Here is a 22,807-nt window from a genome sequence, read left to right as displayed (position 1 = left end):
CAGTCCGGGGAGTAGTGAATGCAGAACGCGAATGACATGACGGTCCGCCTGCTGATCGTGGACGACAGCGGCGAGAACGCCGAGACCATCGTCAGCACGCTGCGCAACAGCGGCATCGCGGTGCGCCCGACGCGCCCGCAGCACAGCGAGGAACTGGCCCAGGTGCTGGGCACCCAGCCGATCGACCTGGTGCTGGTCACCGCCGCGCAGAGCATCCCGCTGCTGCAGGTGACCCAGCAGATCGCCGCCAGTGGCAAGGACATACCGATGATCCTGCTGGCCGAATCGATCAACGAGAACGAGTGGGTCGAAGCCGGCGCCAACGGCATCCGCGCCATTGCCCTGCGCCACCGCCCCGAGCACCTGCTGGCGGTGGTCCGCACGGAATGGACCGATCTGCATGCGCGACGCGGGCTGCGCCGGATCGAGGCGCAGATGCGCGAGACCGAGCGCCGCTGCGACGCACTGATCTCCTCCTCGCGCGACCCCATCGCCTACGTCCATGAAGGCATGCACATCCGGGCCAACGAGGCCTACCTGGAGATGTTCGGCTACGAGACCTTCGACGACGTGGAAGGCATCTCGCTGCTGGACATGGTCGCCCCGCAGCACGTGGACGGCTTCAAGCAGCTGCTCAAGTCGATGAGCAAAGGCGATGCCCCGCCCCCGCAATACCAGGTGGATGCGCGCAACCAGGACGGCGCGGTGTTCCCGGCGACGATGGAGTTCACCCAGGCCAGCTACGAGGGTGAATCCTGCCTGCAGGTGGTGTTCCGCCGGCGCATGGAATTCGACCCGGAGCTGGCGCGCGAGGTCGAAGACCTTCGCCAGCGCGACCAGGTCACCGGCCTGCTCAACCGCCCGACCTTCATGCTGCACGTCGAGAACGCGGTCGCCCAGGCCGGCCGCAGCGAAGGCCGTTTCGGCCTGCTGCTGATCGAGCCGGACCATTACGCGCGCCTGCTGCCGGAGATCGGCCTGGACTCGGCCGATGCGCTGATCGGCGCCCTCGCCCGCGTGCTGGCCCAATCGGTTGGCGACACCGCCCAAGTGGCCCGCTTCGGCGAACACAGCTTCGCGGTGCTGACCGAGGGCGCGTATGCGCAGACTGTCGCGTTGGCCGACCAGATCCGTGACGCCTTCGCCGGGCAGGTGTTCAGCATCGGCGAGCGCTCGGCCACGGTCACGGTCAGCGTGGGCGGCGTGCAGGTCGGCGAGAAGATCGCGAGCATCGGCCAGGTGCTGGCCCGCGCCACGGAGTGCACGCAGGCCGCACTGGAGCTGGGCAACACCACGCGGGTATTCGACCCGGCCGCAGTGGACCGCGTGGAGGAAGAGCGCATCCAGCACTGGGTGGCACGCATCCGCCAGGCGCTGGATGGCGATGGCTTCCAGCTGCATTACCAGCCCGTGCTCAACCTGCAGGGCGAGGCGCTGGAGCTGTACGAGGCGTACCTGCGCCTGGAGCACAACGGCGAGCTGCTCAGCCCGACCGCGTTCCTGGGCATCGCCGAGGATCACGGCCTGCTGGCCGACATCAACCGCTGGGTGGTTACGCACGCGATCGGCATGCTCGCCGCGCGCAGGCGCGAGGGCCATATCACCCACATGATGGTCAAGATCACCCCGGAATCGTTCAACGATCCGCAGATGATCGCCACCCTGCGTCGCGAGCTACAGGCCCAGGGGGTGCCGGGCGAACAGCTGTGGCTGCACGCGCCGGAGGCCAAGGTGTTCACCCATCTGCGCAACGCGCAGCAGTTCCTGTCAGCGGTCGCGCCGCTGGGCTGCCGGATCGGCCTGGAGCAGTTCGGTTCGGGGCTGGATTCGTTCCAGCTGCTGGCGCATTTCCAGCCGCAGTTCCTCAAGCTGGACCGCGATTTCACCTGCGATTTCGCCAGCACCCGCGAACACAGCGAGAAGATCAGCGAGATCACCGCGCGTGCGCAGGCGGCCAACATCCAGACCATCGCCGAGTTCGTCGCCGATGCCAACTCGATGAGCCTGCTGTTCAGTGCCGGCGTGGATTACGTGCAGGGCGAGTTCGTCGGCCCCGCCGGCCCGGCGATGAATTTCGATTTCAGTTGAGGGGAAGCGTCACGACCAAGGGTCGTGACCTACCGGTCATGCGGTGCGGGGCGGCGCGACGATACGCCGTGACCCCCGCCGGTAGATGCCGACCGTGGGTCGGCATCGATCCTTCCGATCAGGCCATCTCGACCAGGTTCGGAATCTTCACATCGGTCGCGACGTCGGCGTCGTAATCCACGCCCTCCACGCCGAACCCGAACAGGCGCAGGAAGTCGGCCTTGTAGCCGGCCAGATCGCTGATCTCGTACAGGTTTTCGTTGGTGACCTGCGGCCACAGCGCGACCACCTCACCCTGCACTTCCGGCGCCATTTCCTTGTAGTCCGCGCGCAGGCGGCCGGCGTCATCGATCAGCGCGACCTTGCGGCCGCCGTCGGTGACCAGGTCATGGCGCAGGCGCTCGGTAGCAGTGCCCGCGTCCTTGCCGCCGTAGAGGATGTCGTACAGCGTATCGAGCTGCTCGATGCAGCCTTCGTGCGTGCCCTTGGCCTTCATCACCTTGAACAGCAGCGACAGGTACAGCGGCATGGTCGGGATCGCCGAGCTGGCCTGGGTGACCACCGCCTTGAGCACGGACACGCGCGCATCGCCACCGATCGGGGCCAGCTTCTGGCGCAGGCCGACGACCTTCTCGTCCAGATCCTTCTTGGCCGCGCCGATGGAGCCGTTCCAGTAGATCGCCTGGGTGATTTCCTCACCGACGTAGGTGAACGCCGTGGTGGTCGCGCCTTCGGCCAGCACACCGGCCTCCAGCAGCGCATCGATCCACATCTGCCAGTCTTCGCCGCCCATGACGGCGACGGTGCCGGCGATCTCTTCCGGCGTCGCCGGCTCGATCGTGGTCTCGGTGATGACTTCCTTGTCGGTGTCCAGGCCACGCAGCGTGATCGGCGCACCGATCGGCTTGAGCGTGGAGCTGATCACTTCGCCGGTCTTGGGATGCTTGCGGCGCGGCGCGGCCAGGCTGTACACCACCTGGTCGACCTGGCCGAGATCCTGCTTGATCAGCTCGATGACCTTGGCCTTGACCTCGTCGGAGAAGGCATCGCCATTGACGCTCTTGGCATACAGGCCGGCCTGCTCGGCGTACTTGTGGAACGCGGCGGTGTTGTACCAGCCCGCCGTGCCCGGCTTGGTCTCGGTGCCCGGGCGCTCGAAGAACACCCCCAGCGTGGCGGCATCGCTGCCGAAGGCGGCGGTGATGCGTGCGGCGAGGCCGTAGCCGGTGGAGGCGCCAAGCACCAGCACCTTCTTCGGGCCGTTGGCGATCTTCGGCTTGGACTGGATGTAATCGATCTGCTGCTTGACGGCCGCATCGCAGCCGACGGGATGGGTGGTGACGCAGATGAAGCCGCGCACACGCGGTTTGATGACCATGTAAACCTCGAGGGGGACTGGCGCAGGGCGGACCGGCGCGATGAAAAGGGAGGTCGCGCGCCACCGGAGCGGCTGCGCGGAACGCAAGGGATCGTAGTGCGCAGCGCTGCGGAGTACAACCGACGGGGGTGTATGTTCCTTGTGGCCTGGGGTCGATGTGGGCGGGAGGGCAGCCAAAAGAAAGGCCGCGCAATGCGCGGCCTCCCAGATACTTCATACCACCAGCACCCTTACGGACGACGCTCCAGCGCTTCCACGTCCTTGGCCTTCGGCAGCAGATCCTGCTTGCTCACCGCCAGCGCGCCCATCGTCAGCAGCGGGCAGGCAATGAAGATCGACGACAGCGTACCGATCACCGCACCGATCATCTGGCTCAGCGCCAACCCTTCCAGCGAACCACCGCCGTACAGGTACAGCGCCAGCACGGACAGGAAGAACACCAGCGAAGTGATGATCGTGCGCGACAGCGTCTGGTTGATCGACCGGTTCATCACTTCCAGCGGCTCGACACGCAGGCTGCGGAAGTTTTCACGCACACGGTCGAACACCACGATGGTGTCGTTGATCGAGAAGCCCATCACCGACAGCAGGCCGGCCAGCACGGTCAGATCGAACTCGCGGCCACTCAGCGAGAAGTAACCGGCCACCACCAGTACGTCGAACAGCGTGGTGATGATCGCCACCATCGCGAACTTCCACTCGAAGCGGAAGCCGATGTAGATCAGGAAGCCGATCAGCACGAACAGGGCCGCGTACAGGCCGTTCAGGGCCAGCTCCTTGCCGACCTGCGGGCCCACGAACTCGGCACCCACGATGGCGGCCTGGTTGCCCTCCACGGAGATCGCCTTCTGCACGGCTTCCGCGGTGCGGTTGTTGGCTTCGCCGGCATTCTCGCCAGCGGCCATCTCCTGCGGCTGCAGACGGATCAGCAGGTTGCTGCCGCTGCCGAAGCTCTGCACCTGGGCACCGGCATAGCCGGCACCTTCCAGGTGCTCGCGGACGGCATCGACGTCAGCGGGCTTGTCGAAGCGTACTTCGACCACAGTGCCGCCGGTGAAGTCCAGCGCGTAGTTGAAGCCCTTGAAGGCAATGCAGCCGATGGCGGCAATGAACACCAGCGCCGCCAGCGATACAGCCACCCAGCGGGTGCGCATGAAGTCGAACTTGGTGTCGTTCGGGATCAGATGCAACGGGAAAAGTTTCATGGTTTCTATTCGCTTCCCGTCAGATGGCCAGGGTCTTGAGCTTCTTGCGGCGGCTGTAAAGCAGCACGGCAAGGGCACGCGAGACGGTGATTGCAGTGAACATGGAGGCCAGGATGCCGACGATCATGGTCACGGCGAAGCCCTTCAGCGGGCCGGTACCGAACGCATACAACGCCACACCCGCCAGGATGCCGGTGAGATTGGCGTCCAGGATGGTCCCGGAAGCCTTCTCGTAACCGGCGACGATGGCCGACTTGGGCGGCATGCCGGCCCGCAGCTCTTCACGGATACGCTCGTTGATCAGCACGTTGGCGTCGACCGACAGGCCGATCGACAGCGCCAGACCGGCGAAGCCCGGCAACGTCATCGTCGCGCCGAACAGCGACATCACCGCCACCACGATCAGCAGGTTGAACAGCATGGCCACCGAGGTGATCACGCCGAACATGCGGTAGTACACGGTGAAGAAGATCAGGGTGAACAGGAACGCGAAGCCGACCGCGGTCACGCCGCGCTCGACGTTCTCCGCACCCAGGCTCGGGCCGACGATGCGCTCTTCGACGAAGTCCATCGGTGCGGCCAGCGAGCCGGATTTCAGCAGCTTGGCCAGGTTGTCCGCTTCGAGCTTGTCCAGGCCGGTGGTCTGGAAGTTCTTGCCGAACACGCCGTTGATGTTGGCGACCGAGATCACCTCTTCCTTGACGCGGAAGCTGCGCACTTCCTTGCCGTCGACCACGTTCACGGTCGGGATGCGCTCGGTGTAGACCACCGCCATCGGCTTGTTCACGTTGGCGCTGGTGAAGTCGAACATGCGCTGGCCGCCGACGTTGTTCAGCGTCACGCTGACCGCCGCCGAACCGTTCTGGTCGGTGGTGGCCTGCGCGGCGACCATCTGGTCACCGGTCACGATCACGCGCTTGTTGAGCAGGATCGGGCCGCGGTTGTCGCGCTGCTGGTAGACCTTGGCCTCCGGCGGGATGCGGCCGCTGGTGATCGCATCCTGGGCATTGCCCTCGACCACGGCGCGGTACTCCAGCGTCGCGGTGGCACCGATCATGCGCTTGGCTTCGGCGGTGTCCTGCACGCCCGGGAGCTGCACGACCACGCGGTCGGCACCCTGGCGCTGGATGATCGGCTCGGCCACGCCGAGCTGGTTGACGCGGTTGCGCAGGGTATTGACGTTCTGCTCGATGGCGCCATTGGCGATCGCGGTCAGCTCGGCCTCGGGCATGCTCACCGTGATGCGGTTGCCCGCCACCTCGTAGCCCAGCGTCGGCTGCGCCTTGAGCATGACCTCACGGGCACGCGCCGCCGCATCGGCACCGGCGGACGGGCTGATGGTGGCCACGATGGTGTTGTCGCCACGACGCTCCACCGACTGGTAGGCGATGCGGGCATCGCGCAGGCTGGTCCGCACGTCTTCGGCGTAGGCATCCAGACGCTTGTCCAGGGCCGCCTTCTGGTCGACCTGCAGCACGAAGTGCACGCCGCCCTGCAGATCCAGGCCCAGCACCATCGGCTTGGCGCCGAGGTCGCTCAGCCAGTCCGGCACGGTGGACGCCAGGTTCAGGGCGACCACGTAGTCCTCGCCCATCTCGTCGCGCAGGGCGTCGTTGGCGGCGGTCTGCGCCTGCAGCGTCGGCAGGCGCACGATCAGGCTGTCGCCTTCCTTGGCCACCGACAGCGGCTCCACGCCGGCCTGCTTGAGGTCACCCAGCACGCGGTCGCGCAGGGCGTCGTCGATCTGCCCGCCACGGTTGGCGGTGATCTGCACGGCAGGGTCCTTCTGGTAGATGTTGGGCAGTGCGTACAACGCACTGACCGCCAGCACGATCAGGATGAGGAAATACTTCCAGCGTGGAAATTCGAGCATTGCTTGGGTCCCGCGCGGTGCCCGTCCCGGCACCGCGGTTGAACGGAAAGGGAGTGGATCAGTTGGCCGACTTCAGCGTGCCGGTCGGCAGCACATTGCCCACGGCGCCCTTCTGCACGCGGATGCGCACGTTCTCGGCCACTTCGATGGTGATGAAGTTGTCGCCGATGTCGGTGACCACGCCGGCGATGCCGCCGTTGGTCAGCACTTCGTCACCGCGCTTGACCTTCTCCAGCATGGCCTTGTGTTCCTTCTGGCGCTTCATCTGCGGGCGGATCATCAGGAAGTACATGATCGCGATCAGGATGATCGGGAACAGCAGGGTGGTCAGACCCATGCCCTGCGGCTGGCCACCGGCGGCCTGGGCGTTGGCGGTGGGAATCAGGAAGGCGAGCAGGTTCATAGTGTGTCCTTGGGTTGGGAGGCGCCCTGCCCCCTTTGAGGGTCAGGGAGTCGCCGCGAAACGGGGGTCAGCCTCGAAGTATGCCATGGCCCCGGGAGTTCGTCCTTGGGCCGTTTGGCAGGGTCGGCGCGCCGGAGCGGCCGGCCGGGGTCACTTTACAGCGCGGGCGTGACCGCACCACGGGCCGCGTAGAAAGACTCGCGGAAGGCGGTAAAGGTTCCCGCCGCGATCGCCTCGCGCATGTCGGCCATCAACTTCTCGTAGTAATAGAGGTTGTGGATGGTGCCCAGCATGGGCGCCAGCATCTCGTTGCAGCGGTCCAGGTGGCGCAGGTACGAGCGCGTGTAACCGCTGGTGCAGGCATGGCAGCCGCAGCCAGGCTCGATGGTGTCCATGTCGCGCTCGTAGCGGGCGTTGCGGATGCGCACCGTGCCGAACGAGGTGAAATAGTGGCCGTTGCGGGCGTTGCGGGTCGGCATCACGCAGTCGAACATGTCCACCCCGCGGGCGACGCCTTCGACCAGATCTTCCGGGCGGCCCACGCCCATCAGATACCGCGGGCGGTCGGCCGGCAGGATCGGATGCATGTGGTCGAGCATGGCGTTGCGCTCGTGTTCGGGCTCGCCGACGGCCAGCCCGCCGATGGCATAGCCGTCGAAGCCGATCTGCTGCAGGCCCTCGGCCGAGCGGCTGCGCAGATCGTGATGGACACCGCCCTGGACGATGCCGAACAGCGCCGCGTCGTTGCCCAGCTCATCGTGCGCGTTGCGGCTGCGCTGGGCCCAGCGCAGGCTCAGCTCCATCGAGGTGCGCGCGACCGGCTCGGTGGCCGGGTACGGGGTGCACTCGTCGAAGATCATCACCACGTCCGAGTCGAGCACCTTCTGGATGCGCATGCTCTCTTCCGGGCCCAGGAACACGCGGGCGCCGTCGGTCGGCGAGGAGAAGGTCACGCCCTGCTCGGTGATCTTGCGGCGGTGGGCCAGCGAGAACACCTGGAAGCCGCCGGAGTCGGTCAGGATCGGGCCGTTCCATCGCGCGAAGCCGTGCAGGCCGCCGTGGTCGGCGATCACGTCCAGGCCCGGGCGCAGGTACAGATGGAAGGTGTTGCCGAGGATGATCTCCGCACCCAGCGCGCGGATCTGCTCCGGCAGGATGCCCTTCACCGAGCCATAGGTGCCCACCGGCATGAAGGCCGGGGTTTCCACGGTCCCGCGCGGGAAGGTCAGGCGGCCGCGGCGGGCGCGACCGTCGGTGGTCTGGAGCTGGAACTGGAGTCGGGACATGGAGCGGTCATTCGGGCAAATAGTCTGCCATTGTCGCCGAAAACGGCCGCGCCTGCCCCGCCAGCCTCATTCCCCCTGCGGGAACAGCAGCATCGCATCGCCATAGCTGAAGAACCGGTACTTCTCCTGGATCGCGGCCTGGTAGGCCTCGAACACCCGGGCCTGGCCGGCAAACGCCGAGATCATCATCAGCAGCGTGCTTTCCGGCAGATGGAAGTTGGTCACCATCGCGTCCACGCTGCGGATGCGGTAGCCCGGGGTGATGAAAATCTGGGTTTCCCCGGCGTACGGCAGCAGCTCGCCCTCGCGCATGGCGCTTTCCAGCGCCCGCACCACGGTCGTGCCGACCCCGATCACCCGGCCGCCGGCAGCGCGCGTGCGGCGCACCTGCTGGACCAGCTCGGCGCCGACGTTCAGCCATTCGCGGTGCATCACGTGTTCCTTCAGGTCGTCCACGCGGACCGGCTGGAACGTGCCCGCGCCCACGTGCAGGGTCACATGGCCGAAGTCGACGCCGGTGTCCTTCAAGGTGGCCAGCAGGGCTTCATCGAAGTGCAGCCCGGCGGTCGGGGCGGCCACCGCGCCGATCTCGCGGGCGAACACCGTCTGATAGCGCTCGCGGTCGTCCACCCCCGGCTCGCGCTGGATGTAGGGCGGCAACGGCAGCCGGCCGGCGTGTAGCAGCCACTGCTCCAGCGCCTCGGGCACATGGAACTGCAGCACATAGAACTCGCCATCGCGGCCCAGCACCTCGGCCTCGCCACCCGCATCCAGGGCGATGCGGCTGCCCGGCTTGGGCGACTTGCTGGCGCCGACCTGGGCGCGCGCCTGCTGCCCGCCGAGCAGGCGCTCGATCAGGATCTCGACGCGGCCGCCGCTGGCCTTCTGGCCGAACAGGCGGGCCGGGATCACGCGGGTATCGTTGAACACCAGCAGGTCGCCCGCACGCAGCAGCTGCGGCAGGTCGCGCACCTGGCGGTGCTCGAAGGGGGCCGGGGCTGGCGGGACCACCATCAGGCGGCTGGCCGAGCGCTCCGCGAGCGGGGCCTGGGCGATCAGTTCGGGCGGCAGGTCGTAGTTGAAATCGGACTTCTTCAAGGGAGCGCACGGCAACGTGTAGGCAATGTCGGCCATTGTACGACTGGCCCTCGGTGGCAATGCAGCTTTGAGCAAACGTCGCGCAAAATGCTGCTCTGCAACAGTTTTTGACGGGGTTATCGCGCGAAAAACCGCGTGCTAGCATCGAGCCGGAAGTCTGATGCACGAGCAGGAATGCCCGAAGCGCGCGCGAATAGACGCGCGTTTTGCTTTTCCGCCGTGCCGCCATCGTTTCAGGAGATCTGCAATGAGCTTCATCGAACGTCTCGCCCCGCTTCGCGCCCAGCCCGGCACCCGCCTCACCACCGGCCTGGATGACGCCACCCTCGAACGCCTGGCCGCCGGCCACCCCGCCCTGGTCGCCGCCATCGATGCCGCCGCCGCTGAATTCGAGCGTGTGCGCGCCGATCTGGGCGACCTGCTGGCCCTGGACGAGCGCGCCCAGATCGATGCGATGCAGGAGGGGTTCGTCAATTTCTATGCCGATGATGCGGTCACCCCGTATGTCGCCCTCGCCGCCCGTGGCGCGTGGGTCGTCACCCTGAAGGGTGCAGTGCTGTACGACGCCGGCGGCTACGGCATGCTCGGCTTCGGCCACGCCCCCGAGGCGGTGATGGAGGCGATGGCCGCCCCGCAGGTGATGGCCAATGTGATGACCCCCAGCCTGTCCCAGCATCGCTTCATCCAGGCGCTGCGCAAGGAGATTGGTCACCGGCGCGGCGGCTGCCCGTACAGCCACTTCATGTGCCTGAATTCCGGCTCCGAAGCGGTCGGCCTGGCCGCCCGCATCGCCGACGTCAACGCCAAGCTGCAGACCGACCCGGGCGCCCGCCACGCCGGTGCGAAGATCAAGCGCGTGGTGGTCAAGGGCAGTTTCCACGGCCGCACCGACCGTCCGGGCCTGTATTCCGACTCCAGCCGCAAAACCTACATGCAGCACCTGGCCAGCTACCGGGGCGAGGACACGGTCATCGCGATCGCGCCGTATGACGAAGACGCGCTCAAGCGCGTGTTCGCCGAGGCCGAGCAGAACCGCTGGTTCATCGAGGCCGTGTTCCTGGAGCCGGTGATGGGCGAAGGCGATCCGGGCCGTTCGGTGCCGCCGACGTTCTATGCGCTGGCCCGCGAGCTGACCCGCCAGCACGGCAGCCTCCTACTGCTGGATTCGATCCAGGCCGGCCTGCGCGCGCACGGCGTGCTCTCGATCGTGGATTACCCGGGCTTCGAAGGCCTGGACGTGCCGGACATGGAGACGTATTCCAAGGCGCTCAACGCCGCCCAGTTCCCGCTCTCGGTGCTGGCCGTGACCGGGCATGCCGCGCAGCTGTACCGCAAGGGCATCTACGGCAACACGATGACCTCCAACCCGCGGGCGCTGGACGTGGCCTGCGCCACGCTGTCGCTGCTGACGCCGCAAGTGCGCGAGAACATCCGCGTGCGCGGTGCCGAAGCGGTGCGCAAGCTGGAGCAGCTGAAGACCGAGCTGGGCGGGCTGATCACCAAGGTGCAGGGCACCGGCCTGCTGTTCTCCTGCGAGCTGGCCCCGCAGTTCAAGTGCTACGGCACCGGTTCCACCGAGGAATGGCTGCGCAACCACGGCATCAACGTGATCCATGGCGGCGAGAACTCGCTGCGCTTCACCCCGCACTTCGGGATGGATGGCGAGGAGCTGGACCTGCTGGTCGGCCTGGTCGGCCGCGCCCTGAAGGAAGGCCCGCGCAAGGAGCAGTCGCAGGCCGCCTGAGTTCGGCGGCCGTGCGGGTGTGAGCCCGCACGGTGGGTAGCCGACCGACGGGAGGAGAAAAGGCAGCCGACCAACGGTCGGCTCTACCCCCGTGGCCGATTGGCCCCCGCGCCCGAAACACGCGATAATCCGGCACCGCACCTGCGGAACGACACCCCGTCACGAGACCAACGCACCGGTCATCGGCGGGGCTTTTTCGTTTCCGGTCGCTACAGATACGAACAACAGGAAGATCCAATGAAGTCGATTTGCGTTTACTGTGGTTCCAACCCCGGCAGCAAGCCGGTCTATACCGAGCGCGCCATCGCGCTGGGTGACCGCATCGCCCGGGACGGCCTGCGCCTGGTCTACGGCGGCGGCAACGTCGGCCTGATGGGCACCGTGGCCAATGCCGTGCTGGAAGGCGGTGGTGAAGTCACCGGCGTGATCCCGCAGCAGCTGGCGGACTGGGAAGTCGCCCACCGCGGCCTGACCGAGCTGGAAATCGTCGGTTCGATGCACGAGCGCAAGTCGCGCATGTTCGACCTCTCCGATGCGTTCGTGGCCCTGCCCGGCGGCTTCGGCACCATGGAAGAAATCTTCGAGATGCTGACCTGGCGCCAGCTGGGCATCGGCAACAAGCCGTGCGCGTTCCTGGATGTGGACGGCTTCTACGCCCCCCTGATCGGCATGATCGATCGCATGGTCGAAGAGCGCTTCCTGCACCCGGCCCAGCGCGCGGACCTGTGGTACGGCTCGGACATCGATGAAATGCTCGCCTGGATGCGCGCCTACGAGCCTGCGCAGGCGTCCAAGTGGATCGATGAGAAGCGGGCCAACGCGCTGCGTTGATCCACCCGCTGCCGCGACGGTTCAGGCCGTCGCGGTCGCCGCCATCGGGGCCGGCCGGCCGAGCAGGTAGCCCTGGCCGTAATCGCAGCCCAGCTGCAGCAGCGTGTCGTGCTGGGCCTGGGTCTCGATGCCCTCGCCCACGGTTTCGATGCCCAGCGTGCGCGCCAGCGACAGCACGCCCTGCACCAGCGCGTGCGTGCTCTGCATGTCCTGCCCATGCAGGCCGGCGATGAACGATTGATCGATCTTCAGCGTCGAGATCGGGAACCGGTGCAGGTAGGACAGCGCCGAGAATCCGGTGCCGAAATCATCCAGCTGCACCAGCACGCCGCGGTCGCGCAGGGTCTGCAGGATGCGCAGCGTACGCGGGCCATCATCGAGCAGCGCCACTTCGGTGATTTCCAGGCGCAACCGATGCGGATCGGCGCCGGCCGCTTCGATCAGTCCGAACAGGCGGGCGCTGAAGTCGGCCGAGCGGAAGTGCCGCGGCGACACATTCACCGACAGATAACCGCGGCCGCCGCGCGCGAGCTGGGTGATCACCTGCTCGTACAGCAGCCAGTCCACCTGCTCGATCAGGCCGCTCTCCTCGCCCAGGTCCAGGAACGCACTGGGCAGCAGCAGCCCGCGACGCTCGTGCTGCCAGCGCAGCAGTGCCTCGTGGCCGACCAGCTCGCCGTCGCTGAGCCGCATGATCGGCTGGTAGAACGGCACGAAATCGCGGTTGATGATGGCCCGGCGCAGGTCCGCTTCCAGGTCCAGGCTGCGCAGCGCCTGCTCGCGCATCGCCTCATCGAACACGGCGCAGCGGTCATTGCCCTGCGCCTTGGCCCGGTACATCGCCGCATCCGCATCGCGCACCAGTTCTTCGCCGTTGCGATAGCGCGGATTCCACATGGCGATGCCCAGGCTGCCGGACGGGAACAGCTCGCGCCCCTTCACCCACATCGATTCCTCCAGCGCCACCAGCATGCGCTGCGAGAACTCCAGCGCCGAGGCCAGGCCATCGCCACACTGGAGCAGGATCGCGAACTCGTCGCCCCCAAGCCGGGCGACCACGTCCTGTGCGGAAATCATCGAGACGATGCGTTTGGCCACCTCCACCAGCATTTGATCGCCGGCGGCATGGCCGATGCTGTCGTTGACCAGCTTGAACCGGTCCAGGTCCAGGAACAGCACCGCAAAGCCCTGCCCTTCGCTGCCGCGCGCACGCGCGATCGCATCTTCCAGCCGATCCAGCAGGTGCAGGCGGTTGGGCAAACCGGTCAGCGCGTCGTGCATGGCCTGGTGGGTCAGGCGCTGTTCGGCGCGCAGGCGCTCGCCGATCTGGCCGAGCAGTTTGTCGTTGACGTCGGCCAGCTCGCGGGTTCGCTCGTCCACGCGCTTTTCCAGGTCGGCATGCGCGTTGCGCAGCCGCTCCTGGTCGCGCTGGCGGGACAGGCCGTTGCCGATGTTCTGCGCGACGAAGGTCAGCAGACGCTGGTCGTGGACGGTGAACACCACCTCCGGCGAATAGCTCTGCACCACGATCACGCCGACCACATCGTCATCGCTCAGCAGCGGCACCCCGAGCCAGCAGTTCGACCGGGCGCCGAACTCACGGACCACGCCGCTGTCGCGCAGCGCGTCGATGCGCTCGCGGGTCGCCAGCAGGGGTTGCCGGTTGCGCACGATGAACTCGGTCAGTCCTTCGCTGAAGGGGCGCGGCGCGCGCGACGGGTTGTACTCGTCCACCGAGTACACGAATTCCAGCCCATCGCCCTTTTCGTTGACCAGCGCGATGTAGAAATTGCGTGCGTCCAGCAGCGTACCGACGACGCCATGCACCTGGCCGTAGTACTGCGACAGCGACTCGGCGCTCATCGCCAGTTCGGCGATGTTGAACAGGGCCAGCTGCAGTTTCTCGGCGCGGCGGCGCTCGACCACCTCCTCCTGCAGGTTGCGGTTGGCGCGCTGCAGCTCCACCGTGCGGCGCTCGACCTGGCGCTCCAGCTGCACCTGCGCCTGGCGCCGGTCCATCGCGGTGAGAATATGCTGGGCGACATAGCCCAGCAGGGTGCGGTCGGCCTCGTCATAGCGCGCGCGGTGTTCGTAGCTCTGGACTACGATCGCGCCGCACACGCGCCCATCGCGCAGCATCGGGACGCCGAGCCAGTCCAGGCTTTCCGGCCCGCGCTGCGGATCGTGCTCGTCATCGAGGATCGCCAGCAGCTCGCGCGAGGGGCCGCTCAGCGGCTCGCCGTGCCGCAGCAGCGCGAAGGTCAGGCTGCGCGGCATTTCGTGTTCTTCGTAGCTGCGGTCCGGGTCGGCGACGAAGTCGTCTTTCTGGTCGGCGAAGTACAGGAACCGCACCCGGTGCCGGATGTCGTCGTACTCGACGATGAAACAGTTCTGCGCGTACATCAGCGAATTGAGCACGCGGTGGAAGTGGCGCAGCATCTCGGCCATTTCCAGATCCGCGCCGGCCAGATCGGCGATCTCGTACAACGCCTGCTGCAGGCGTTTGGATTCCTCCAGCGAGGCGATCTCGCGACGCTGCCGGGCCAGCGACAAGGTGCTCTGGACCAGCAGGCGTGCGGCCGTCCACCAGCTGTCCGGCGGCGGGCCGGCAGCCAGCGTCACGCTCACGCTCAACCCGACACCGTCGTGGGTCCAGCGCTGCTGCCATGGCGGCCCGCCCTGCATCGCCGCGCCGCTGCCCTCCGGATGGGCCTGGCTGCCCTCGCCCAGCAGCGGATCAGACCAGGCCAGTACGACCGCTGCCCCGGCCGGCAACAGGGCGCACAACGCCGTGGCGACTGCGGCAGGGATCACCGCATCACCGTCCCGTTGCACTGAAGAGGTCACCATCTGGCTGGACACGTCGCTCATCTCTCGGGTGCCGGCTGCCCGGCACCTCCCCTGTCCTGCGAGCATAACGCGCGAACCGGGGGGCAGTGGAAGAGCCCCAACCCCTTCCGGCACGGCGGGACGTTCTTACTGCCATGTCCCAGGTCATCGCCATGCCAGCCCGTTCCGCCACCCGGCACGCCATCGACTATGCGAACACCCCCGCAGCGCTTACTCTGTGCGGCGTGGATGCCCTCGCCCTGCCGACCGACGAAGCACTGATGCTGGCCTGGGCCGGCGGCGACCTGCGTGCGTTCGAGGCACTGTATGGCCGCCATCGCAGCCGCCTGTACAGTTTTCTGCTGCGCCAGCTGCGCGACGGCGCGCTGGCCGATGAGATGTTCCAGGATGTCTGGCAGAGGGTGATCGCGGCCCGTGCCGGCTGGCAGCCCGAGGCGGCCTTCACCACCTGGCTGTTCCGGATCGCCCACAACCGCCTCAACGACCATTGGCGCGCCGCCAGGCACCGTCCCTCGGCACCGATCGACGCCGACGAGCGCGTGGCGGCGATCACCGATGCACGGACCCCGGAAACCCAGCTGTCCGACTTCGAACAGCGCCGCCAGCTGCAGTTGGCGATGGAGCAGCTGCCGCCGGAACAGCGCGAAGTCCTGCAGCTGCGCCTGGAACAGGAACTGAGTCTGGAAGAGATTGCCGAGATCACCGGCGTCGGCCGCGAGACGGTCAAGTCACGGCTGCGCTATGCCATGGACAAACTGCGTGCGGGGTTGAGCGGATGAATCGCCCGGATCCGCTGACGCCCGAAGAACGCGAGCTGGCCCGGCTGCTGGGTCGCCCAAGCGCGACCGGCCCCGCGCCGTCGCTCGACGAGGCCGTGCTGGCCGCCGCGCGTACCGCGGTGGAAGCACCGGCCGCCGACGCGGCCACCTGGAAGCTGCCACCGGACGCCCCGGCACGTTCGCGGCGCCCGCGCTCGCGGCTGCCGGCGGTGTTCGGGCTGGCCGCCTCGGTGATCTTCGCCGTCGGCATCGCCTGGCAGCTCAAGCCCGAAGCCCCGCCCGCGCCTCCGCTGGCCGAACCAGTCGCCGCACCCGCATCGAGCGCCACCGTGACGAAGGCTGCGCCGGCGATGGACGCCGCGCCGTTGCCGGCCCCGGCCGCTGCACCACCGCCCGTCCCGCGGCAGCGCGCGGCGAAGGCGGCAGTAGAGACGCCGGCACCGGCCAGTACGACCGCTGCGCCGACGCGTGCGCGCGCCGTGTCTGCGCCGCGCCCCGAACCCATTGCCGCACCTGCGCCGCCCGCATCGGCACCGGCACCGGCACCGGCACCGATGATGTCCGCCCCCGCACCCGAAGCAGCGGCGTCCTATGCCATGGATGCAGGCGAACCGGCGCTGGACGCCGTCGCGGTGACCGGCTCGACGATCGAGCGCTCGGCGCCGGCCAAACCCGCCCCGGGTGCTCCCGGCGTGATGCGTCGCGGCGCCGCGCCGATGGCCGCACCTGCCTCGGCAGACGATGCCGTGCGTGCACTGCACCAAGCCGTTGCCGCCGATGCCGGCCTGCCCCGCAAGCAGTGGCTCAAGCGCATCCGCGAACGCCGCGACGCCGGTGATGTGGACACCGCGCGCGCCAGCCTGGAGCGCTATCTGCAGCACTACCCGGAAGTACGCATCCCGCGCGACCTGCGCCAGCTGCTCGAGAACTGATGCTGCGCGTACGGTGACCGGGCATCCCCACTAGAATGAGGGGAATGCCCGATACGCTCGCCACCCCCGTCAGCCACAGCCTGGAGATCAAGCACAGCCGCTTCGTCGCCCATGCCGCGCCAATCCCGCATGCGGCCGCCGCGCTGGAGTTCCTGCAGCAGGTTGCCATCGTGGATGCCACCCACAACTGTTGGGCCTATCGCTACGGGAATGAATACCGCTCCAGCGATGACGGCGAGCCCTCCGGCACCGCCGGCCGTCCGATCCTGGCCGCGATCGATGGCCAGAGCTTCGATCGGGTGATGGTGGTGGTGACCCGCTGGTATGGCGGCATCAAGCTGGGCGCTGGCGGCCTCGTACGCGCCTATGGCGGCACCGCCGCCGAATGCCTGCGGGTCGCGCCGCGGCTGCCGCTGATCGCCATGGCCGAGCTGGACGTGCACGCCGGCTTCGAGGATCTGGGCCCACTGCACGCCGCGCTGGGCATGCATCTGGCCGAGAAAGTGGACGAAGGGTTCACCGCCGACGGCGTGAACCTGCACCTGCGCTTGCCGGCCGATCAGGTCGAGCCGTTGAAAAACCGCCTCCGCGACGCCACTCGTGATCGTGTCCGTATTGAATCCCGCACCGAACCAGGCCCATCGAATGACTGACGCACCCGCTCCGCACGACACGCCGATGCGCCGCCTGGGCAGCTTGAACACCCTATGGCCGTTCGTACGCCGGCATGTCGGGCTGTTCAGTGCCTGGCTGGTGGCCCTGGCGGTGTCCTCGGTCGCCACCCTGAGCCTGCCGGTCGCGGTCCGCCAGATGATCGACCACGGCTTCACCAGTGGCGGCCAGATCAACAAGGCGTTCGCGCTGCTGTTCCTGGTCGCGGTGGTGCTGGCCTTGGCCACCGCCGCGCGCTTCTTCTTTGTCTCGCTGCTGGGCGAAAAGGTGGTCGCCGATCTGCGCAGCCGCCTGTATGCCCACCTGATCACGCTCGGCGCCGGCTTCCACGACCGCAGCCGCAGCGGCGAGCTGGTCTCGCGCCTGACCGCCGACAGCGAACTGCTGCGCAGCGTGATCGGCTCGACCATGTCGGTGGCGCTGCGCAGCACCGTCACCGTGATCGGCAGCCTGGTGATGCTGTTCGTCACCAGCCCGCATCTGGCGGCGTGGTCGTTGGTCGGCATTCCGCTGGCGGTGCTGCCGATCATCATCGGCGCCCGTCGCCTGCGCAACATCGCACGCGCCAGCCAGGACCGCATCGCCGATGCCAACAGCCTGGCCTCGGAAACCCTGGGCGCAGTGCGTACCGTGCAGGCCCACGCGCGTGAGCCGTATGAGCGCGGCCGCTTCAACGCCGCCCTCGGCGATGCCATCGGTGCCGCGCGTCGTCGCATCCGCGCGCAGTCGATCGTCACCGCCAGCGCCATCGTGCTGGTGTTCGGCGCCATCGTCGGCGTGCTGTGGCTGGGCGCGCACGAGGTGATCGACGGCAACATGAGCGCCGGCACGCTGGGCCAGTTCGTGCTGTATGCGCTGATCGGCGGCGGCTCGGTCGGTGCCTTGGCCGAAGTCTGGAATGAACTGCAGCGCGCGTCGGGCGGCATGGGCCGGATCGCCGAGCTGCTGCAGGAGGACGTGGAGATCACCGCCCCCGCCCATCCGACCCCATTACCGCAGCCGCTGCGTGGCGAAATCCGCTTCGAGGATGTCGTGTTCCATTACCCGCAGCGCCCGGATACCGCCGCGCTGGACCATGTGGACCTGCACGTGCGCCCGGGCGAGACTGTCGCGCTGGTCGGTCCGTCCGGTGCCGGCAAGAGCACCATCCTGTCGATGCTGCTGCGCTTCCACGATCCCGCGGCCGGCCGCATCCTAATCGACGGCGTGGACCTGCGCGAGGTCGATCCGGCGCAGCTGCGCGAGCAGCTGGCACTGGTGCCGCAGCAGCCCACGTTGTTCGCGAGCAGCGCGTTCGAGAACATCCGCTACGGTCGCCTGGAAGCGACCGATGAAGAGGTGCAGCGCGCGGCCGAAGCCGCCGAGGCCGATGAGTTCCTGCAGGCCCTGCCCGAAGGCTATTCCAGCGAGCTGGGCGAGCGCGGTGCGCGCCTCTCCGGCGGCCAGCAACAGCGCATCGCGATCGCCCGCGCCCTGCTCAAGGACGCACCGATCCTGCTGCTCGACGAAGCCACCAGCGCCTTGGACGCCCAGAGCGAGCGCGCCGTACAGCAGGCACTGGAGCGGTTGATGGCCGGCCGCACCACGCTGGTGATCGCGCACCGCCTGGCCACCGTGCTCAAGGCCGACCGCATCGTGGTCATGGACCACGGCCGCATCGTCGCCCAAGGCACGCATGCCGAGCTGCTCGCCGAGGGCGGTCTCTACGCCGAACTGGCACGTCTGCAATTCATCGATTGATGACGGGCCGGTAACACCGGCCATCGCATCCTGCAGCCCTCACTGGATGCGCTGCAGGAGGTGTTTCATGTCGTTCCGACAGTTCCCCGCCACCGACGCCAACGGCGACGATTACGTCATCATCGAGTTCAAGGATGAGCAGCCCGATGCTTCTGCGGGCAACGGCCAGAGTGCGCGCTACGAGCTGGCCGATGGCCGCCATCTGATCCGCGACGGCCGCGAGTTCCGCACGGCGGGCGGCGAGCTCACCCTCGTCACCTGAGGCGTTGAAAAAAAGTTACGCGGATGTTGGTCAATTTTTGACCAAGCATCTTGACAGCCTTTGCCCGCAAGGCGCGTACGCACTTATCCACACGTTTGTGCGCAGATCATCCACACCCCCTGTGGATGAATGCTGCAGCGCACCGTGTCAGCGGACCAGCACGCGGCCGATGCCCGAGGCATCGATCTCGATGGCCGCCGCCTGCAGCGCGAGGGCATCGCTGCCCGCCACGAAGCTCACCCGGAAGTGCACCTCACCGGCGGGCGTGCGCGAGGAATGGATCGAGGCCAGGCTGACCCCATGCCGCTCGAACACATGCAGCAGCTCGCGCAGCGAACCGGGCCGGTCTTCGGGCAGATGCACGCTGATCGCGTTGCGCTCGGTCAGGTCGGCCAGCAGGTAGCCGACCCGCTCGAAGGTGTAGTTGCCGTCGGCCAGCACCTCCGTCCCCATGCTGTCACGGTTGTCCAGCAGCAACTGCTGGCGGAACGCTGCGCGCGCCGCGTCATCGCCCTGCTCCAGCTGTGCCCGAAGCTGCTGCAGCTGGGCCAGCAGGCGATCCAGCATCGGTGCCACGTGCGGATTGCCAAACTGGATGTCTTCGTAGATCGCCGGATTGAGCGAGAGGATGCGCGCGATGATGGCGGTATCCAGCTCGAACGAGGCCGACCGGTACGGCATCAGCGCCGACAACGCGCCCAGGATCGGCGCGTACTCGCGCAACACGCCGGCCTGCGCCAGATGCGTGGCATGCACCATCGCCTGGACCAGCGCCATGACCTGGTCGTGATGCTCGGGCGTGGCGCGCACGCACTCCGCTTCCAGTGCGTCGCACAGCTGCTGCACGAACGGCTGCCACTGCGCCAGGCGCGCCTCGCAGACCACCATCACCCTGCCCTTCAGCGTGGGTGCCTTGGGCGGGGCCGTCATCGGATGCAGGCCCACCACCTCGGCCTGCGAGGCAAGCATCGCCTCCACCGGTGCGGATTTGACCGAGGTGACATCCAGCCACAGGCGACCGGCTTCACGACCCGCCGATCGCGCGACGTAGTCGGCGATCAGCGCGGGCGTGTGCCGGATCGGTGCCGAGAAGATCAGCACCTGCGCGCGCTCGAGCAGGGTCTCCGGGCTGTCCGACTGCGGATCGGCTGGATCGTGGCCGATCACCTCCAGACCCAGTCGCTGCGCCAGGAACCGGCGCAGCCAGCGCCCGTAGGCACCGTCGCTGCCGACGATGCCGACCACCGGCGTCAGGCTCACGCCAGGCGCTCGGGAACGAAGCGATCCGGCAGGGCCAGCGCTGCCGGCGCCGCCGCCAGCACATCGAACTCTTCATGGCCGTTGGCCAGGGTGGTCTCCAGCGCGACGTGCACGCCGGCGATGGCGCGCGAGATCGCCTGTTCGAAGGTTTCCCCACGCAGCAGGAAGGCGACCAGCAACGACATCAGCACGTCGCCCGTGCCCGCCACGTCCACCGGCAGGTGCGGCGAGGACCAGCGCCAGATCGCGTCGCGGCTGACCGCCAGCGTGACCAGCTGGCCCGGATCGCCACCGACGCTGTGCGCTAGCACCCACTCCGGGCCACGCGCCAGCAGCGCCTGCGACGCGGCGATCGCATCGTCCTGGGCCAGGCTGGGCATGCCGGTCAGGCGGCCGAGTTCAAAGGCATTCGGCGTGACCAGCCAGGCATGCGGCAGCAGACGTTCGGCGAAGACCTTTTCCAGGCCCGGCTCGACATAAGGGCCGGTGTGGGTGTCGCCGATCACCGGGTCCAGGCAGTAACGCAGCTGCGGCGAGGACGGCAGCACCGCATCGAGCCAGTCGGCGAAGGCCGCACCGTTGCCAACGCTGCCGAAGTAGCCCGACACCAGCATCCGCGCCCGCTGTGGCAGGCCGCGCTCACCGGCGCCGAGCAGCAGATCGGCGAACCAGTCCGAGGGCAGCACGCGACCGCGCGTCGTTTCGTAGAACGGCGCGTTGCTGAGCAGCGTGGTGGGGATTTCGGCCACGCGCACGCCCAACGCGCGCAGCGGCGGCACGGCAGCACTGTTGCCGGCATAGCCGTACACCAGCTGGGACTGCACCGAGATGACGTCGACCGGCGACGGACCGTCCGGGCGCTGGCGGCGGCCGTGGACCAGGTGGCTTTCGAGGGATTCGTTCATGCCGACATTTTACGCCTGCCCCGCGCAGGTGTCGGCGATGCTTGCAGATGCAATCGTACCCACAGCCCCCACCATGGGGGCGAACGATGACGATGCGAAGCGCGCGCGACGGCGGGTGTGTAGGGCGGTGGGGTGCGATGCCCTTGTCGGCGAATGTCCCCCGGCGTCGGCCTGCGGCCGTCGCCTCCTCCTTGAGTTCGCCCACAAGGGCATCGCACCCCACCCAGTCGAGACGCCTGGCGGCCCAAAGAAAAAGCCCCCTGTTTCCAGGGGGCCTTCGCTACTTCACAGGAACCGGCGTCGCTTACGACGTCATCCGGTCCCAGAAGCCCTTCACGCCATCGATGAAGGTCGCCGACTTCGGCGAGTGCTTGCGGGCTTCATCACCGGTGAAGGTGGTCTCGAACTGTTCCAGCAGCTTGCGCTGCTCCGGGGTGAGATTGACCGGGGTCTCCACCACCACGCGGCAGTACAGATCGCCTTCGCTGCGGCTGCGTACCGAGCGCACGCCCTTGCCGCGCATGCGGAACAGCTTGCCGGTCTGGGTCTCGGCCGGAATGCGGATTTCCGCATAGCCACCGAGCGTCGCCACGCGCACGGTATCGCCCAGCGCGGCCTGCGAGATGCGGATCGGCACTTCGCAGTGCAGGTCGTCGCCATCGCGCTGGAAGATCGCGTGCTCGCGCACCCGCACTTCCACGTACAGATCGCCTGCCGGGGTGCCGGCCGGACCGGCCTCGCCCTCGCCGGACAGACGGATGCGGTCGCCGGTGTCGACGCCCGCAGGCACCTTGACCGACAACACCTTGTCTTCCTCGACACGGCCATTGCCGTGACAGGTCTTGCAGGGATTCTGGATGATCTGGCCACGGCCGTTGCAGTGGTGGCAGGCCTGCTGCATCGCAAAGATGCCGCGCTGGATGCGCACCTGGCCCTGGCCACGGCAGACCGAGCAGGTCTCGACCTTGCCATCTTCCGAACCGCTGGCGTTGCAGTCATCGCACTCGACCAGACTCGGAATCTCGATGCGGCGTTCCACGCCCATCACCGCTTCTTCCAGGTCCAGCTCCATCACGTAACCGATGTCGGCACCGCGACGGGCCTGGCGCGGACCACCACCGCCGGCGCCACCGCCGAAGATGTTGCCGAAGATGTCCCCGAAGATATCGCCCATGTCCGGGCCACCCGGACCACCGCCACCGCCGCCCATGCCGTGCTCGAACGCCGCGTGGCCGTGGGCATCGTACATACGGCGTTTGTTGCCGTCGGACAGGGTTTCGTAGGCTTCCTTGCATTCCTTGAAGGCGGCCTCGGCCTCGTTGTCACCCGGATTGCGGTCCGGATGGAACTTCATCGCGCAACGGCGATAGGCCTTCTTCAGTTCTTCGTCGCTGGCGGTGCGGGACACGCTCAGCACTTCGTAGTAATCGCGCTTGCTCATAGCTTGAATCGGTTTCCGGAAGTCGGGATTCGTCAAAGCGGAAGAGCGGCACCAGGTCCG

At 67.6% G+C, this 22,807-nt stretch carries 18 protein-coding genes; 8 read left to right on the top strand and 10 right to left on the bottom strand.

What is annotated here, in order from left to right:
• Positions 1 to 18 precede the first annotated feature (18 nt).
• Positions 19 to 2,088 (top strand): EAL domain-containing protein, encoded by a 2,070-nt coding sequence (locus HH110_RS11320; RefSeq protein WP_176989759.1) that lies wholly within the window; start codon positions 19 to 21, stop codon positions 2,086 to 2,088.
• Between the two features lie 118 nt (positions 2,089 to 2,206).
• Here the strand turns inward: HH110_RS11320 and fabV are convergent, their stop codons facing one another.
• The 6 genes from fabV to queA form a co-directional block, all read right to left on the bottom strand.
• On the bottom strand, positions 2,207 to 3,466 hold the full coding sequence (fabV, locus tag HH110_RS11315) for an enoyl-ACP reductase FabV (RefSeq protein WP_176989758.1): 1,260 nt from the start codon (positions 3,464 to 3,466) through the stop codon (positions 2,207 to 2,209).
• Between the two features lie 230 nt (positions 3,467 to 3,696).
• Positions 3,697 to 4,671: a protein translocase subunit SecF gene (secF, locus tag HH110_RS11310; RefSeq protein WP_176989757.1), complete on the bottom strand. Its 975-nt coding sequence runs from the start codon at positions 4,669 to 4,671 to the stop codon at positions 3,697 to 3,699.
• Between the two features lie 19 nt (positions 4,672 to 4,690).
• Positions 4,691 to 6,544: a protein translocase subunit SecD gene (secD, locus tag HH110_RS11305; RefSeq protein WP_176989756.1), complete on the bottom strand. Its 1,854-nt coding sequence runs from the start codon at positions 6,542 to 6,544 to the stop codon at positions 4,691 to 4,693.
• 58 nt (positions 6,545 to 6,602) lie between these two features.
• Entirely contained in the window at positions 6,603 to 6,947 is a 345-nt protein-coding gene (gene yajC / locus HH110_RS11300) for a preprotein translocase subunit YajC (protein WP_019183141.1), read from the bottom strand.
• A gap of 155 nt (positions 6,948 to 7,102) precedes the next feature.
• Entirely contained in the window at positions 7,103 to 8,233 is a 1,131-nt protein-coding gene (gene tgt / locus HH110_RS11295) for a tRNA guanosine(34) transglycosylase Tgt (RefSeq protein ID WP_176989755.1), read from the bottom strand.
• 66 nt (positions 8,234 to 8,299) lie between these two features.
• The gene (queA, locus tag HH110_RS11290; protein ID WP_342589239.1) at positions 8,300 to 9,367 is read right to left on the bottom strand and encodes a tRNA preQ1(34) S-adenosylmethionine ribosyltransferase-isomerase QueA; all 1,068 of its coding nucleotides are present in this window, start codon (positions 9,365 to 9,367) and stop codon (positions 8,300 to 8,302) included.
• 211 nt (positions 9,368 to 9,578) lie between these two features.
• Between queA and HH110_RS11285 the strand changes: the two genes are divergently transcribed.
• Together HH110_RS11285 and HH110_RS11280 are read left to right on the top strand one after the other, a co-directional pair.
• Positions 9,579 to 11,075 carry an aminotransferase class III-fold pyridoxal phosphate-dependent enzyme gene (locus HH110_RS11285; protein ID WP_176989753.1) on the top strand — a complete coding sequence of 499 codons (1,497 nt, stop codon included), beginning with the start codon at positions 9,579 to 9,581 and terminating at the stop codon, positions 11,073 to 11,075.
• 237 nt (positions 11,076 to 11,312) lie between these two features.
• Entirely contained in the window at positions 11,313 to 11,906 is a 594-nt protein-coding gene (locus HH110_RS11280; RefSeq protein ID WP_123729018.1) for a TIGR00730 family Rossman fold protein, read from the top strand.
• Positions 11,907 to 11,927: 21 nt separating this feature from the next.
• On the opposite strand, the gene HH110_RS11275 is transcribed toward HH110_RS11280, so the two are convergent.
• Positions 11,928 to 14,777, bottom strand: coding sequence for an EAL domain-containing protein (locus HH110_RS11275; RefSeq protein WP_176989752.1), 2,850 nt, complete (start codon positions 14,775 to 14,777; stop codon positions 11,928 to 11,930).
• A 203-nt stretch (positions 14,778 to 14,980) separates the two neighbouring features.
• On the opposite strand from HH110_RS11275, the gene HH110_RS11270 reads away from it, so the two are divergent.
• The 5 genes from HH110_RS11270 to HH110_RS11250 all read left to right on the top strand — a co-directional run bounded on the left by HH110_RS11270 (position 14,981) and on the right by HH110_RS11250 (position 19,141).
• Entirely contained in the window at positions 14,981 to 15,535 is a 555-nt protein-coding gene (locus HH110_RS11270; protein WP_176989905.1) for an RNA polymerase sigma factor, read from the top strand.
• On the top strand, positions 15,532 to 16,467 hold the full coding sequence (locus tag HH110_RS11265) for a hypothetical protein (RefSeq protein WP_176989751.1): 936 nt from the start codon (positions 15,532 to 15,534) through the stop codon (positions 16,465 to 16,467). The genes HH110_RS11270 and HH110_RS11265 overlap by 4 nt, the downstream gene beginning before the upstream one ends.
• Positions 16,468 to 16,511: 44 nt before the next feature.
• Positions 16,512 to 17,120 carry a YigZ family protein gene (locus HH110_RS11260; RefSeq protein WP_176989750.1) on the top strand — a complete coding sequence of 203 codons (609 nt, stop codon included), beginning with the start codon at positions 16,512 to 16,514 and terminating at the stop codon, positions 17,118 to 17,120.
• Positions 17,113 to 18,879, top strand: a complete 1,767-nt coding sequence (locus HH110_RS11255) for an ABC transporter transmembrane domain-containing protein (RefSeq protein WP_176989749.1) — start codon at positions 17,113 to 17,115, stop codon at positions 18,877 to 18,879. Before HH110_RS11260 ends, HH110_RS11255 begins: the two co-directional genes overlap by 8 nt.
• Before the next feature lie 67 nt (positions 18,880 to 18,946).
• Entirely contained in the window at positions 18,947 to 19,141 is a 195-nt protein-coding gene (locus HH110_RS11250) for a hypothetical protein (protein ID WP_176989748.1), read from the top strand.
• A gap of 147 nt (positions 19,142 to 19,288) precedes the next feature.
• Here HH110_RS11250 and HH110_RS11245 read toward each other — a convergent pair whose 3' ends face one another.
• The 3 genes from HH110_RS11245 to dnaJ all read right to left on the bottom strand — a co-directional run bounded on the left by HH110_RS11245 (position 19,289) and on the right by dnaJ (position 22,747).
• Positions 19,289 to 20,401, bottom strand: a complete 1,113-nt coding sequence (locus HH110_RS11245; protein ID WP_176989747.1) for a prephenate dehydrogenase — start codon at positions 20,399 to 20,401, stop codon at positions 19,289 to 19,291.
• Positions 20,398 to 21,306, bottom strand: coding sequence for a pyridoxal kinase (gene pdxY, locus HH110_RS11240; RefSeq protein ID WP_019183153.1), 909 nt, complete (start codon positions 21,304 to 21,306; stop codon positions 20,398 to 20,400). The genes HH110_RS11245 and pdxY overlap by 4 nt, the downstream gene beginning before the upstream one ends.
• 304 nt (positions 21,307 to 21,610) lie before the next feature.
• Positions 21,611 to 22,747, bottom strand: coding sequence for a molecular chaperone DnaJ (gene dnaJ / locus HH110_RS11235; protein WP_176989746.1), 1,137 nt, complete (start codon positions 22,745 to 22,747; stop codon positions 21,611 to 21,613).
• Between the last annotated feature and the right edge of the window lie 60 nt (positions 22,748 to 22,807).

This window comes from Stenotrophomonas sp. SAM-B, assembly GCF_013387485.1.
Lineage (GTDB): Bacteria > Pseudomonadota > Gammaproteobacteria > Xanthomonadales > Xanthomonadaceae > Stenotrophomonas > Stenotrophomonas maltophilia_AA.
Note: the sequence above shows the minus strand (reverse complement) of the source record. Positions and strands in the feature narration are given on the sequence as shown.

Bases quoted from the DNA above. Each gene is read 5' to 3' on its own strand.
- HH110_RS11320 (WP_176989759.1), top strand. From the start codon at position 19: ATGCAGAACGCGAATGACATGACGGTCCGCCTGCTGATCGTGGACGAC.
- fabV (WP_176989758.1), bottom strand. From the start codon at position 3,466: ATGGTCATCAAACCGCGTGTGCGCGGCTTCATCTGCGTCACCACCCAT.
- secF (WP_176989757.1), bottom strand. From the start codon at position 4,671: ATGAAACTTTTCCCGTTGCATCTGATCCCGAACGACACCAAGTTCGAC.
- secD (WP_176989756.1), bottom strand. From the start codon at position 6,544: ATGCTCGAATTTCCACGCTGGAAGTATTTCCTCATCCTGATCGTGCTG.
- yajC (WP_019183141.1), bottom strand. From the start codon at position 6,947: ATGAACCTGCTCGCCTTCCTGATTCCCACCGCCAACGCCCAGGCCGCC.
- tgt (WP_176989755.1), bottom strand. From the start codon at position 8,233: ATGTCCCGACTCCAGTTCCAGCTCCAGACCACCGACGGTCGCGCCCGC.
- queA (WP_342589239.1), bottom strand. From the start codon at position 9,367: ATGGCCGACATTGCCTACACGTTGCCGTGCGCTCCCTTGAAGAAGTCC.
- HH110_RS11285 (WP_176989753.1), top strand. From the start codon at position 9,579: ATGAGCTTCATCGAACGTCTCGCCCCGCTTCGCGCCCAGCCCGGCACC.
- HH110_RS11280 (WP_123729018.1), top strand. From the start codon at position 11,313: ATGAAGTCGATTTGCGTTTACTGTGGTTCCAACCCCGGCAGCAAGCCG.
- HH110_RS11275 (WP_176989752.1), bottom strand. From the start codon at position 14,777: ATGAGCGACGTGTCCAGCCAGATGGTGACCTCTTCAGTGCAACGGGAC.
- HH110_RS11265 (WP_176989751.1), top strand. From the start codon at position 15,532: ATGAATCGCCCGGATCCGCTGACGCCCGAAGAACGCGAGCTGGCCCGG.
- HH110_RS11260 (WP_176989750.1), top strand. From the start codon at position 16,512: ATGCCCGATACGCTCGCCACCCCCGTCAGCCACAGCCTGGAGATCAAG.
- HH110_RS11255 (WP_176989749.1), top strand. From the start codon at position 17,113: ATGACTGACGCACCCGCTCCGCACGACACGCCGATGCGCCGCCTGGGC.
- HH110_RS11250 (WP_176989748.1), top strand. From the start codon at position 18,947: ATGTCGTTCCGACAGTTCCCCGCCACCGACGCCAACGGCGACGATTAC.
- pdxY (WP_019183153.1), bottom strand. From the start codon at position 21,306: ATGAACGAATCCCTCGAAAGCCACCTGGTCCACGGCCGCCGCCAGCGC.
- dnaJ (WP_176989746.1), bottom strand. From the start codon at position 22,747: ATGAGCAAGCGCGATTACTACGAAGTGCTGAGCGTGTCCCGCACCGCC.